The organism is Rickettsia bellii RML369-C, from assembly GCF_000012385.1.
Taxonomy (GTDB): Bacteria; Pseudomonadota; Alphaproteobacteria; order Rickettsiales; family Rickettsiaceae; genus Rickettsia; species Rickettsia bellii.
This window is the reverse complement of the sequence record NC_007940.1, coordinates 24,334-38,474: the sequence shown is the minus strand read 5'-3', so window position 1 is coordinate 38,474 and position 14,141 is coordinate 24,334. Positions and strand designations below refer to the sequence as shown.

Below are 14,141 nucleotides of genomic sequence, written 5' to 3'. Positions count from 1 at the left end.
TTCGATCCACGCAAACAAAGCCGCCGCAGGATGACATCGTTTTATATTAGGAGTATCAAAAAAATGGAAACGATATTTGCACAAAGCTCTAGCTTTGGTAAGGCAGGGGTAGCAGTTTTTAGAGTTTCTGGGACTAAAAGTTTAGAGGTTTTAAAGTTACTAACTGGTAAATCTAATTTTAAACCACGCTTTATGTATTACCAAAAACTTACTTCCCCAGAAAGCAATGACTTAATCGATAATGCTATGGTTGTTTATTTCAAAGCACCTAATAGCTTTACCGGCGAAGATGTGGTGGAAATTCATACGCACGGTAGTAAAGCCATCTCTATAATGCTTACGAATGCTTTACTAAATATACCAGGCGTTCGTTTAGCAGAAGCAGGGGAATTCACCAAAAGAGCTTTTCTAAATAATAAATTCGATTTAACGGCAGCAGAGGGCATTGCCGATTTAATTAATGCTGAAACAATTATGCAACATAAACAGGCAATTAGGCAAGCAGGGGGAGCACTTGAAGAGCTATATAATAGCTGGCGAAGTCAGTTGCTGCGGATTATATCTTTACTTGAGGCTTATATAGATTTTCCTGACGAAGATATACCGGAAAGTGTATTAAAAGACGTTACAAATACTCATAAAACACTTATAAACACAATATCCGAATATCTTAATGATAACAGAAAAGGGGAATTGCTTAGAAGTGGGTTAAAGCTTGCAATTATAGGACCACCGAATGCTGGCAAGTCTAGCCTACTTAATTTCCTGATGCGAAGAGATATTGCAATTGTCTCAAATATAGCAGGTACTACTAGAGATATAATAGAGGGACATTTGGATATAGGCGGATACCCTATTATTTTGCAAGATACAGCAGGTATAAGAGGCGAAAGCAATGATGTTATAGAACAAGAGGGGATAAAGAGGGCAATAGATTCAGCAAAAAAAGCTGATATTAAAATTGTGATGTTCGATGCTGAGACTTTAGACTCCGCAGTCAATGAAGATATAACAGGTTTGATTGATGAGAATACTATTGTAATAATTAATAAAATTGACCTTATTCCCGAAAATAGAATATTTAATATAGAAAATAAATATAGATGCTTAAAGGTTTCAATTAAAAACAATATAGCTTTACCGAGTATATTAAAAAATATTGAAGAAATTGCTGAAAATATGGCAGGTTTTACTGAAACGCCTTATATAACAAATGAACGCCACCGCCATCACCTTAAACAAGCTCTCGTCTATCTAAAAGATTTTAACCTCGATAATGATTTAGTTCTAGCAACTGAAGATATCAGAATGACTATGCGTAGAATAGGTGCTATTACAGGCATTATTGATGTTGAAGAAATCCTCGGCGAGATATTTAAGAATTTCTGTATAGGGAAGTGAGGAATTATTAGAAAAATTTCTTGCTTTTTCTTGCGATAGTTAGTAATAGATTTTTATCACTCACAATATATTAAAATTAGATAAAATTATGAAAAAGAAATTAACTAACGAAGAAGTTGATAGATTAAAAAATATCATGGAAGCACAAGAAGCAACTATTATTAAGGAAGAATCAGTAAGTTTAGAAAATACATATGATAGTGAAGTAGTAGCAACTATGTTGAGCATAATAAATGAATATATGCAACCTTATGCTCGGGAATTTAAAGAAAATGCAATTAAGGGGCGGTACTATCTTGATGCAGGTCATAAACTATTTAATCAGGGTGATTATCAAACAGCAATGTTTGCCTATAAGAAAGCTTTCGAATGTGGAAACGTAAAGTATGAGAGTGGAAAAACACATTTTGAGCTTAATTTTGATGTTGAGCCATTTTTAGCTATAGGAAGTGTTTTTGAAATTGAAGAGCAATATGATAAAGCAATGGCATTCTATAATAAAGCCATAAAACAAAAAGATAATTTTCAAATTTCAGAAAGTACAACAGTGATGTTTGAAAATCAACTTGATTATTATAATAAATCTCTTGCAAAAGCTTATTGTTATAAAGCTCTATTATTAGAAAAATTGAAAGCAATTGATGAAGCTTTGCAAAATCTTGATGAAGCCATAAAATATAATAAGTTTTCATGTATAGCTTATTGGGAAAAAGCAAACATTTTAAAAGAAGCAGGACAGTTTGATAAAGCAATAGCAGTTTATGATGAATTGATGACCCACAAAGGAAATATGAGCGATAACGATAGAGTTGTCACTGAAACTTATCATTATATAAGGCACAACTTTTAAAAATAATGAGTAAAAACGAAGAAGCTATTGTAAATTTTGATAAATTTATTACTTCTGACAAGGGATATTTAACTCCAAAGAAAATTAGTTTAAAAGACGCCTATTGGGAAAAAGCAGAAGCTTTAATTAATTTAAATAAAATAGGCGAGGCTAATTACTGTAAAGCTCTTGCCTTATATCATTCAGAAGAGACAAATGATCATGAGAAAGCTATAGCTTTTTTTGATGAAGCTTTAAAAGATGCTAATGAAGCTGACAATATCGCCTTATATAATTTTCATAAAGGTTGTTCTTTAGTTAAATTACAGCAAGAATTTGATGCAAATGAATGTTTTAATAATGCTGAGGCTAATGCTAAACATCAAAATATACAAATATTTTTACAAGCATTTACACAGTTTAATAGTCAAATTATTGAACGGCAGTTTAGTGAAATAAATATAGACGACTTATTAACAAAAAGAGAAAGTTTCATACAAGACTTTACTCGGCGAGTATTATTAAAACTAAATAAACCAGCTTCGGATAATTATATTGACAAAGAATTAGAATTTATGACTAAACAATTAGGAGAACTTAATAGCTCACTAAGTTCAGAAATAAACGAAACTAATCAAACTACTACTTCAGATCTTACTGAATTTGTACCACCTATGGGTGAAGACACTAATATGCAAGATCATCATGATATTAATTAACAACGTTTTGCTGAAGTTGCTATATAATTTACTCTACTCGGTGTTATCTCGTGGCTTGACCTATAGTACCGGACAATTTTTATTCTATGTCATTCCCGCATAGGCGGGAATCCAGGAAAAAAAGCCTAAATACAGTAAATTTTTAAAGCTAAAAGCTCGATTTCTCTCGCTTTATACTGGATTCCCGCCTACGCGGGAATGACATATAAGGTCACCTACACCTGAATAAAATATAACACTTTTTTAAAACTGTCCGGTACTATAGGCTTGACCACGGGATGACACTGCAAGTGCTTTTCGATCCACGCAAGCAACGCCTATAATTTAATCAACTGAGATTTATTTCCAAACTCTTCTATTCCTTTTAAATCGGTGGCTGTGACCCATAATTGTAGATTGATACTTATAAAAAATTCGGTTAAATAGTTTCGTCTTCTATCATCTAAATGAACAAATACTTCATCTAAAAGCAAAATAGGAGCTGTTTTAGTTAACTTTATAGCATAATTCATCTCGGCAAGTATTATTGCAATTAAAATAGCTTTCTGCTCACCGGTAGAACAAAATTTTGCTAAGATATTCTTGTGTTTATGTTTAACTAAAAAGTCGCTTTTATGGACTCCAAAGCTGGTGCGACCAAGTAACTTGTCTTTATCTCTTGTTTTATGAAGCTCTGCCGCAATAAAACCAACAACATCTTCTTCGCCGTTTAATATTTTCTGCTCTACCATGCCATCAATTGATAGCTCAGCTTTTGGGAATTCGTTTTCAAGATCATCAATTGCTTGCTGCATAAACTCTAAAGTTTTGAGGCGATTATTAGCAATGTAGATTGAAGTGTCAGCCATTTTTTCTTCAATAGTTTTAAGCCAATTATTATCCCACATATCTTCAGCTAGAATTTTATTCCGCTCCTGCATATAATGTTCATATTTACTAACTAATTCTGCATGTTTTGGATCAAAATTATAAACTATTCGGTCAAAAAATTTTCTTCTATCACTAGTACCGCTCGTAAAAATCCCTTCCATTTGAGGGGTAAGCCATACCATACTGGTAAATTTACTTAATTCATTATTGGCGATTTTGGAATTATTATATTCGGTTGTTCTTCTATTGGATATGCGTTTGATTTGTGTGCTAAACTCTGCAAGCCCAAGCTTACTTTGCAATAAAGCTCTAACAGAGCAATGATCTTCTGACTCTCTACATATATCAGCAAGTCTTGCTGATCTTAAACCTCTACCTGGATAAAAAAGCGATATTGCTTCTAAGATATTAGTTTTACCACTGCCATTTTCACCAATAATAGTTATTGGAATGTTATCGGTTTTTAGCTCGAGATTTTTGAAATTACGGTAATTCTCAACTATTAAGGAATGTAAGAAAATATTTTTCATTTAACGAAAGATAATGATTAAATGTTCATTATCGCATTTTTGGTGAATTTGTAAATTTGATAATTATTTGTTTTATAAATCATCATTGAATCCCAACCTTTTAAAAGATCAAGAGGGAAAAAAGCATCCCCTTCATAGTCGTTATTTATCCTTGTAAGCAAAAATTCATCGAGAAGATTTTGCTTTAGAAAAAAAGTAGCTATTTCTGCACCTCCGACCATAAAAATTTTCTTATCAGCAAAGATTTCTATTACCTGCCAAAATTCATCTAAAGACTCTACAAAAAATACATCATTATCGGAAGTGGGCGTATTTCTTGAAAAGACAATGCAAATGCAGTTTTGTAAGATTTTAGGAGGTAGTGAGTCAAAGGTTTTATGCCCCATGACTATAATATTATTTTTCACTATTTGATAAAAATACTCAAACTCCTCAGGGTAAGACCAAGGCATCCGCCCTTTAAGCCCTATCACTCCTTTAGGATCGCATGCCATTATGCCGGTAATTTTTCTATTTTTCATAATATATTTTATTTATTAAGAGTATATGCCTGTGTTACAAAGAATCTTTGATGATCTTCAACATTATGCACTCGTAAATAGTTGACCCCATTTTCAGCTAAATATTTTGATATTGCTATTGTTTCTAAATCTCTTTCTTTTGCGATAGAATTATAGAAAGTAGAAATATAAGATTTTCTTGAGTGACCAACTAATATCTCACATCCTAATTTTTTAAATTCTTGAATATTTTGTAATATATGTAAATTTTGATAAACAGACTTTCCAAAACCTATACCCGGATCAAAAATTATATCTTTTCTATCAAATCCACATTTTTCTAATTTTGCTATTTCTTGCTCTGCCCATATATTTAAGCTAATAATCAGAGATTTATCAAAATCAAGACATTGCTGTTTTTGTGGCGGAACGGTTAGCGAATGCATAATAACAATTTTACAATTATAATCTGCAATTAATCGTAATGTATCATTATCTAAATTAGTTTTAACTAAGTTAATACAATGAACGGGATATTTTTTTAGAATTCGTTTAATCACTTCAGGCGAAAAACTATCGATACTAATAAGGGCTTCTGTTTTTTCTATAACTCCTTTTAGCTCTTCAAGAACACTATCAAGCCCAGTATATTCTTCATCCTCACTAATCATAAAAGCAGAGGGACGTGTTGACTGAGCACCAAGATCGATCATACTAGATCCTGCATCCATTAAATGTACAAAATTCTTAACGGCATCTTCCTTATGAAAACTCAAACCTCCATCAGAAAAAGAATCAGGAGTAATATTTAAAATACCAACAAATTGAGGATTTAAAACAAGTGAGCGTATAACCCCTTGATTTTCAATTAAATGGGCTATTTCTGCAAAAGCTTTATCGTTATAGAGGTTATTATCAGGGCAAATATAACGGCATTCTATGCTCAAGCTTGCAATAAGATGAATAAGAAACGGTCTATTTAATAATTGGGAATGAGGTATTTTTAAATCTGGTAAATCTATATGATAACTATCCCAAAGTAAAATATCTAGATCAATAACTCGTGGACACCATTTATCATAATTCTCTTTTCTGCCTATTTGCTGTTCAATCTTTTTAAGCACAGTTAGCAGTGCATTGGGCAATAAAGCAGTAGTACCTTGTACCACCATGTTATAATATGGTCTATCCCAACTACTATCTGCGTTAGGTGGTAGAATAGCTTGCGTCTCAAAAATAATAGATTGCCTAAGTAGTACAAAACCATGGCTTTTGAGTAAATTTAGAGCTCTTCTAATATTTAAAAACCTGTTGCCTAAATTACTGCCTATAGAAATATAAATCATATACTATCTTTCCCTGAGTAAGAAAAAGAAATTCCGCCATGTACTCCTGAAACTGGTGATTTTAATTTAGTAACAGTTACCTTTAAAAAAACTTTTTCTGATTTAGTTTTGATAAGATCATGATAAATAATATCATATATTCGGGCTGCTAAATATTCGATAAGATTAAAGCGATTCTCCTGACAAATCTTTTGTATCAGTCTTACAGTTTCTGCATAGCAAATGGTATCATCGATATTATCAGTTTGAGTAGCTAGTGGAGGAGTTGGGAAAATTAAATTTATATTAATTTCTACAGCTTGAGCATGGTGTTTTTCTTCGGAGCTGCAACCAAGATGTATCCAAGTTATTAATTTTTCAATATTAAGTTCGCATGAATGATTTAAGTTGAAAGTGCTTTCTCCATAATAATTGAATTAATTTTATTAAACTATAAGGCTTTTGTAGAAGAAGACAATATTTAAATTGAAATGCCGCCGCTTTTTTTAAAACCAGCACGAGCTCTTTCAAGCTTTTTAATAAGTTTAGGGGAATATGATTTGATATCTCTTGGCTTTCCACCCTCATATTTTTGGGCTAATTTCATTCCACCTCTAATAAAATTATAGGCAAAATTCATTAATTTTGTCTCACCGGCTATCCTTTTTGGATTCATAAACATATAAATCTGATAAACAGCAAAACTTTTTATCAAACGCTTTAGGTCTATTCTTGCCTGCTTAGTTAAGCCTTGTAATTTATCTTTCTGGTTTGCAAGGTTTTTATTAGCATCTCTAACAATTTTGGAATGTTGATGCATTAAATAGTTACTGACTTCGGAAATATTTTTACTGATAAGTTTTTCATCCATCTTCAGCATTTTAAGCTTTAGATTTTTAGTTTTACCTAAATATTTACGGATCAATAAAATAATTTGCGATTGGAGTTGAGTTAAATCCATAGTTTGTTCATTTAAGATAGCAAGTATCTGCTCTATCTCATATTCAAAATCTTCACTTTGGCTCAACTCCTCAAAAAGCTCTTCTACTTCTGTGCTTTCAAGTACAAGCGAGTCACTAATACCCATTAAAGCATCTTTTATTTGCTCAGCAATTTTTTTTGTATCATCAGCTGGATAATCTTGAGTCATATCTAATTTGTAATTAAATATATTTATTTTATACTATCACCTCATTTTTACTTGTCTATAAAAATTATATTAAGATATTTTAATTACCTGAGTCTGAGTAATAATCAGAATCATTAGAACTATTGTCACCACTTAATAAAACATCCTTAGGATCGTAAATAGGGCGTGATAAATCTACAGATGTATCTTGTTCTATTTTTTGAGGAATATCAAATTTTTCTGCTAATACCTTATATCCTGTAGCTTGCATAAAATATTCTGTTTTATTATTATTACTCGGTAAAACTATTTTTGCTAGATTTGTATATATCTTAGATAATTTTAAATAATCCTTAGGCTCAACTATTCCTTCCATTTTACCTATAGCAATAAGATAAGCTTTTGTTGCATCATCTATTCTACTGTGTTTTTCATAATATCCTGCCTGCAATAAATACTCGTCTGCTAAATTCCTATCATTTATCTCAGGATTATGCTTCATCTCATCGATTAATCCTTTAAATGCTTTCTTTTCGTCATCAATACATTTAGTTTTTCTTAAATATTCTAATGCTTTTGCATATTCTCTTTGCTGTAAATATATGTTACCTAGTTTTATATTTGCTTTAACAGAATCTAGAGCAGCAGCTTTTTTATATAAATCTATTGCAGAAGGTGTATTTACAACTTGTGCATGCTGACAATAAATTTCAGCTAATTGATTTTTGTACAATTCATCTTGTTTATTATGAAAAGCGATAGATCCATGCGTTGCTATTAATAACTCCCCTAACGAATTATAAGCACTCTGTCCTTGCATAGGTGCTATTTGGCTATGTAGTAGCTTACTATATATTACTTCAGTAAAACTTTTTTCATCAATAGATTTAAATGCTGTAATACAACTCCAAAGAGATTTAGCTTCTTGCTCACTAATCGAACTTACTAATTTTTTAAAGTTACTTATACTATCAAGTATGATCTTAGACATATCTAAAGATTTAAAAGATATACAATGAATATTGTTTGTTAATGTATCTGTAATATCCTTTAAATTTTGAATCTTAGCATCTTTAATAGATTTTAAAAAAGCTTTTAGATTTTCTATGTTATTTATTTGATTTATATCTAAAATCTTACTATTTTTTATATCTTGATAAAAGTCTTTAATAGCATCATTTAGCTTACCAACAAATGAAAACTCATCACTTTTTAATACAGTTTTAAAAGACTCTATTAATTCCGCTTCTAAATTTATTTTATTAAAAGGAGCAAATAAAGTGCTAAACCAATCTTTAACATCAATTATGTCTAAATCATGTTGATCACTTAATTTAGTATCAGAAAAATGTTTTAAATAATTTAAGAAGCTTTCCAATTTAGAGTTTGGAGTTTCTAAAATCTGATTTAACTCCTTAACAACTTCTAAAAAACTTCCTATAGTTTTATTACTATTATCTGTAGCTTTATAATTTTTTATGGTTTCTACTAATTTTTGCAACTTATCAGTATTATTAGAAACTTTAAATTTAAAGACTAAACTCTTTTCTTTCTCCCATTTTGCATATACTAATTCTTTAAATTTGCTGACCTCATTTGTTATATTGTTCTTAACGGTCTGTATTATAAAATATGGAATGAGTTTTTCATCAATGGTTATTTTATTATTTTCATTTTGAGTTATATAATTGCCAGATTTAAAACTTGGTAAAGCTTTATAATCCTTTGCTTGTTCACTAACTTGGGGCAATAAATAGATAGAGTCTTGTATCTTGTTAATAAAAGATTTTTGTTTATCATTAAAATTACAAAGCTCAATAGCATCATGGAAAATATTAGAAATACGTTCTTTATCATCGTCTGGCTTACTGTCAGTTACCACTATAGCTACATTCCCTTCATTTATATCAACATTGCCAAGTAATTGAGTAAATTTTTTAAATATCTGAGCGATGTTTTTTATACCCTCTTCTGCATTTTTTGTTGTATCAATATTTTTTACTGCCAATATAAATTTAGTAGGAGCAGTACTCAAAATTTTTGGCAACAAGAATTTATCTAAGGTAAGTTCTTGTGTTGAGGCTTTGCTATTTAAATAAGGACTTTTATATGTTACATAGCCTCTAAAACTGTCTAAAATTTCTGGATTATCTACAGGATTTTTTTTTGAAAAATACCAATCTTTGTGTGTATTACGTTCCAAACTTAATTTATTATCTTTAAAAAAATTAACTATAATATTTAGATCTTCTTGTTCTTGCCCTAGTATAATTAGGACTTTCTTATTTTTACTAAAAATAGATTCATCACTATATTTATTAACTAAGTTAATAAAATTTTCACTCTCGAATATATTTTCTATTTCTTTTTCTATGCCTAGTTTCGCTACAGTTTTGGTACTTTCTTCTACTTGTTTTGTTTGAGTTTCATTTTTATTACTGGTAATTGACTCTTGGGATGAGCTATTTGTAGAGCTTATTTGTTTCTCTCTAATATATCTAGGATGTTTAGGGTGTTTAGGATGATTGATCATAATCAACCTATTACTTAGTTGTTTTTTCTAATTAAATCTAAACTTTTAGATTAGCTTAATAATTTAGATAAATTAATTAATAAATCTTAACTAAAAAGATTTGATGTGATAAAAATAACACTAAGTAAATATTGTAATATTTATACGCATGTATGATTATTTTTACTTTATTTACTAGACTAACAAGCTTTATAATTGTAGTTATTTCTAATTATTTTAATAATATATTTTTGTTAACTAATTTCGGCAGGGTATGAAAAAACACAAAAACCAAATGTACCTAATAAAAATCTTCATAGCCTTAGCTGTAATCACTGGCATAATATATCTATATTTATTTTACTCTTCGTTTGAACCATCTCAAATTTATATTAATACGAAAGTTAGTGATAAAAATAATTCTCAAGCCATCAAATTCGCTCTTAAGGATCAAAAAGGGAAAGTTTTTAATGATAAAGATTTAAAAGGACATCTAAGCCTAATTTACTTTGGCGTTACTTACTCGTTAGATGATGAGAATGCATTAAAAAAAATAGAGGATATTATAAAGATTTTACAAAAAGAAAATATCGTAGTGCAGACAGTATTTATTACTCTGGACCCAATAAATGATACAAGTGAAGTACTCAAAAAATATCTTGAAAATATAGATAATAATTTCATAGGTTTAACCGGTACAATAGATGATATTACACAGGTTGCTAATGAATTCAAAGTATTTTATGAGCCAAAAACATTTGATACAGAAACCGGTAAATATGAACTAAAACACTCTAATTTTGTATATTTAATTAGTAGCGATGGAAAGTTTCTTAAACATTATTGCTTAGGCTTACCTAAAAATGATAGGTAAAGGTTTTCGTCATTGCGAGGAGGCTTGCCCCGCATGGATCAGTTTTTTCGTCCCGTAGCTTGCCCACGGGATGATACCGAGAGTAAACTCAGTTGAATTTTGTGACAGGCGTGAGGAGCGACGCCTATAATAATAGGCGAGACGACGAACAACGAAGCACAAAGTTCAAATCAGTTTACTATAACCCCACTAAGCTTTTTGCAAAATCGTGTCGGTTAAATATTTTCAAATCTTCTATCTGTTCGCCTATACCAATAAAATATATCGGTAAATTAAATCTCTGTACCACCCCGACAATCACACCGGCTTTAGCACTTCCGTCAAGCTTGGTTACAATAAGACCAGTTAAATTAGTAGCATCGTTAAAATGCTCCACTTGGTTATAGGTATTTTGTCCGGTAATAGCATCTATCACTAAAACGCTATGAGTAGGGAGGTTTTCATCTACTTTTTTGATGACTTTCACAATCTTAGTAAGCTCATCCATCAAGTTCTTTTTATTGTGAAGTCTGCCTGCCGTGTCAATAAAAAGTATATCGATGTCTTGCTTAATCGATTCCTCCACCGCTCTATAAGCAACGCTTGCAGGATCTGCTGCCTCTTCGCCGGTAATAAGCAAAGCTTTTGCTCTGGTTACCCAACTATCTAACTGATTTACGGCGGCGGCTCTGAACGTATCACATGCGGCAACTGCTACTTTTTTACCCTGCATTCCATACATTGCAGCAAGCTTACCGATAGTGGTTGTTTTACCTGCACCATTAACACCGCATACTAAAACCACGTTTAGTTTATTTTCATTTAAAGTAAAAGGAATTTCTGATTCTAATAATTGCTGTTCAATAAGATTTGCAAGAGTTTCTTTTATTTCGGTAGTTTCAACTTCTTTATCGAATTTGAGCGATTTAAAATCTTCGATAATTTTAGCTGCTACCAAACTTCCCATATCAGTCGAAATTAATAGCTCTTCCAATTCCTCTAATGTTTCTGCATCTAGTTTTTTCTTATAAAATATCTTATCAATACCTGCTGATATTTTACCTGAGGTCTTAGATAAACCTTGCTTTAATTTGCTAAATATCGAAATCATTTTTTGTTTATGTTTATTCTAAAATGCGTTGTTATAATTATGATTTGTGATCCTTTAACTTTTTTTATATGGATCGAAAAGTATTGTCGGTGTTATTATCCCATAACGGCATTGCCTAGGTAGATCGAAAAGCACCATCGATGTCATTCCCAGCAACGGCGGGAATCCAAGCTAAAGCGAGATAACCTACGCTTTTAGTTTTAAAAACTTACTGTATTTGTATTTTTTATTATTTTTCTAGATCCCGTAGACAAGCAACTAGATGACACCGAGAATGCTTTTCGATCCACGCAATAACGCCGACTTAAGCACTCCCTACTTGAGAAGAGAAATGTGCTTCATCAATGCCTAAATGCTTCAACGCATTATGCCATTTATTTTCAGGGTTATCAGCAAAAATAAATTCTTTATCACAATCCATAACCAGCCATAGATTTTCTTCTAGCTCTTTTTCAAGCTGCCCTGCTTTCCACCCAGTATATCCTACAATTAATAAGCTGTTTTTAGGTCCTTTACCGAAAGCTATATCTTCTGAAATTTCTAAATTAGAGCTTACTGCTAAATCATTATGAAAATCTAATAATAAGTTTTTATTATAATCTGTGGAATGCAAAAAGAATCCCTTTTCATGCTCTACAGGTCCGCCAAGATATATAGGCACCATAACAGGATTTACTATTTCATCATTTTTTATTTTAAAAAATGATTTTAAATCTATATGATTTACTAAACGATTAAACATTAATCCTATTGCACCTTCTTCTGTATGTGATAACATATAAATCAAGGATTTATGGTAGATACCTTTTGTAATTACATAAGGTGTTGAAACTAGTGTTTTACCGGATAGGTTATAAAAGATCTTATCATTCATAATAAAACTAGTATTATAATAGTTATTTATTAAGTATATAAGATTTAAATTCAATTATTCAATAGAAGTTAACAATAATGATCACATTTTTTGATATTACTATTTTTTCTATCATCACACTTTTTTCGTTTTTTGGACTATATCAAGGGATAATAGGTTTTTCGACAAGAATACTTGGTTTTATTACCTCGATAATGTTAACATATTTCTTATATCCACATATTTCGCAAATAATAAGCAAATACGTACATAATGAGGTTGTAAGAGTAATAAGTAGCGGGGTTATATCCTATATTATTTCTTTAATCTTATGCATTTTTATCGTCTATAAATTCCTAGCAATAATTTCATTTATGAGGAATGGTTTTATTGATCGATTTTTGGGATTATTAGCCGGTTTTGCAGTAGGAGCTGCTATTTCAGCCGTGATATTTTTTATAACAATGATTTTTACATCTGAAAATTATTATAAAAGTAAATCTTTAGAGGATTTCATAGCAAGCAGCAAAAGCAATAAATATTCGGGAGTGCTTAAAGATTCTTTAACTACAGAATATTTTGACGAATTAAATAAAAACATAATAGTTATTATCCCTGTTGAAACTTTAAAATCAGTTAAAACCTTAAACAGTAAAGACTTAGGTAACTTCAAATCTAATGATGAAAATAACCAATCTTCTCAAGAATTAGATGATGAGCTTAATGATAATGATGCATTTTCCGATGTGGATGATTAGAAAAAACGCTCGATGTCGTGTGATGGCATTTCTCGTGTGGATCGAGAGTCGTCAGAGGAGATTCGTAGAATCGACATGGCAATCTCATAAAGTAGAATTCCTGAGATTAATTAGTCGAACTTTCAGTTTCTTCTCACAATGATGTTTTTTGTCTTAAGACTCTTTAGTTTCTTTGTTGTGGCTTGATGCGGATTCTAGCACTGCTACTACCTTATTTAGTTCGACTTGGCTACAAAGTCCAAGCAATACAGGGTCACGTGGGTGAATAGATTTCATATTCCAATGGCTGCGGGTTCTAATAGCATCGATGGTAGTTTTAGTAGTACCAATAAGCTTAACTACTTGATTATCTTGAATATCTGGATAATTACGTAGTAACCAGTATATAGCATCAGGTTTATCTTGACGTCTTGCAATTGGTGTATATTTAGCACGCTGTTTTTTCTGATTCTTCATTAATTCATAGGCAGGGCTATGAGAAATTTGTAGGACATTTTTAGGGTCTTTGCTACAACGATCAATTTCCTCCAGAGTTAGCTGACCATTTGCAATCGGATCAAGACCTTTAATAGATTGTGCTACTTCACCATCTGCCATACCTTTTATTTCAAGTTCATGAATACCACAAAAATCAGCAATCTGCTTAAAAGTTAATGAGGTGTTTTCAATTAACCACATAGCCGTAGCTTTTGGAAGTAGCGGTAATATTTTTTGGGAATTCATGGTATTTGTTTTTTAGCTTAATAAGAAA

The 14,141-nt window shown here is 31.0% G+C and carries 14 protein-coding genes; 5 read left to right on the top strand and 9 right to left on the bottom strand.

From position 1 onward, the window contains the following. The first annotated feature begins 63 nt into the window (after positions 1 to 63). From mnmE to RBE_RS00190, 3 genes are all read left to right on the top strand, one after another. Complete coding sequence (gene mnmE, locus RBE_RS00200) at positions 64 to 1,401, top strand: tRNA uridine-5-carboxymethylaminomethyl(34) synthesis GTPase MnmE (protein ID WP_011476733.1); 1,338 nt, start codon at positions 64 to 66, stop codon at positions 1,399 to 1,401. A gap of 88 nt (positions 1,402 to 1,489) precedes the next feature. Further along, positions 1,490 to 2,251, top strand: coding sequence for a tetratricopeptide repeat protein (locus tag RBE_RS00195; protein WP_011476732.1), 762 nt, complete (start codon positions 1,490 to 1,492; stop codon positions 2,249 to 2,251). Between the two features lie 5 nt (positions 2,252 to 2,256). After that, a complete protein-coding gene (locus tag RBE_RS00190) occupies positions 2,257 to 2,949 on the top strand; it encodes a hypothetical protein (RefSeq protein WP_011476731.1) in 693 nt (230 codons plus the stop codon). 317 nt (positions 2,950 to 3,266) lie between these two features. Here RBE_RS00190 and recF read toward each other — a convergent pair whose 3' ends face one another. The 6 genes from recF to RBE_RS00165 all read right to left on the bottom strand — a co-directional run bounded on the left by recF (position 3,267) and on the right by RBE_RS00165 (position 9,836). Next, positions 3,267 to 4,349: a DNA replication/repair protein RecF gene (gene recF / locus RBE_RS00185; RefSeq protein ID WP_011476730.1), complete on the bottom strand. Its 1,083-nt coding sequence runs from the start codon at positions 4,347 to 4,349 to the stop codon at positions 3,267 to 3,269. Between the two features lie 17 nt (positions 4,350 to 4,366). Beyond that, on the bottom strand, positions 4,367 to 4,870 hold the full coding sequence (locus RBE_RS00180; RefSeq protein WP_011476729.1) for a dihydrofolate reductase: 504 nt from the start codon (positions 4,868 to 4,870) through the stop codon (positions 4,367 to 4,369). A gap of 8 nt (positions 4,871 to 4,878) precedes the next feature. Continuing rightward, positions 4,879 to 6,195, bottom strand: coding sequence for a dihydropteroate synthase (gene folP / locus RBE_RS00175; protein WP_011476728.1), 1,317 nt, complete (start codon positions 6,193 to 6,195; stop codon positions 4,879 to 4,881). Continuing rightward, positions 6,192 to 6,536: a dihydroneopterin aldolase gene (locus RBE_RS07645; RefSeq protein WP_231278390.1), complete on the bottom strand. Its 345-nt coding sequence runs from the start codon at positions 6,534 to 6,536 to the stop codon at positions 6,192 to 6,194. Before RBE_RS07645 ends, folP begins: the two co-directional genes overlap by 4 nt. Positions 6,537 to 6,655: 119 nt before the next feature. Then, positions 6,656 to 7,324 carry a DUF5394 family protein gene (locus RBE_RS00170; protein ID WP_011476727.1) on the bottom strand — a complete coding sequence of 223 codons (669 nt, stop codon included), beginning with the start codon at positions 7,322 to 7,324 and terminating at the stop codon, positions 6,656 to 6,658. Positions 7,325 to 7,403: 79 nt separating this feature from the next. Next, on the bottom strand, positions 7,404 to 9,836 hold the full coding sequence (locus RBE_RS00165; protein WP_011476726.1) for a tetratricopeptide repeat protein: 2,433 nt from the start codon (positions 9,834 to 9,836) through the stop codon (positions 7,404 to 7,406). Positions 9,837 to 10,089: 253 nt separating this feature from the next. On the opposite strand from RBE_RS00165, the gene RBE_RS00160 reads away from it, so the two are divergent. After that, a complete protein-coding gene (locus RBE_RS00160; protein WP_011476725.1) occupies positions 10,090 to 10,689 on the top strand; it encodes an SCO family protein in 600 nt (199 codons plus the stop codon). Positions 10,690 to 10,867: 178 nt separating this feature from the next. Here the strand turns inward: RBE_RS00160 and ftsY are convergent, their stop codons facing one another. Further along, positions 10,868 to 11,779 carry a signal recognition particle-docking protein FtsY gene (gene ftsY / locus RBE_RS00155; protein WP_011476724.1) on the bottom strand — a complete coding sequence of 304 codons (912 nt, stop codon included), beginning with the start codon at positions 11,777 to 11,779 and terminating at the stop codon, positions 10,868 to 10,870. A 304-nt stretch (positions 11,780 to 12,083) separates the two neighbouring features. Further along, entirely contained in the window at positions 12,084 to 12,653 is a 570-nt protein-coding gene (locus RBE_RS00150; protein WP_011476723.1) for a YqgE/AlgH family protein, read from the bottom strand. 77 nt (positions 12,654 to 12,730) lie between these two features. On the opposite strand from RBE_RS00150, the gene RBE_RS00145 reads away from it, so the two are divergent. Next, positions 12,731 to 13,390 carry a CvpA family protein gene (locus RBE_RS00145; RefSeq protein ID WP_011476722.1) on the top strand — a complete coding sequence of 220 codons (660 nt, stop codon included), beginning with the start codon at positions 12,731 to 12,733 and terminating at the stop codon, positions 13,388 to 13,390. Positions 13,391 to 13,543: 153 nt separating this feature from the next. Here RBE_RS00145 and RBE_RS00140 read toward each other — a convergent pair whose 3' ends face one another. Further along, entirely contained in the window at positions 13,544 to 14,113 is a 570-nt protein-coding gene (locus RBE_RS00140) for a cell cycle transcriptional regulator TrcR (RefSeq protein ID WP_011476721.1), read from the bottom strand. Positions 14,114 to 14,141 lie beyond the last annotated feature (28 nt).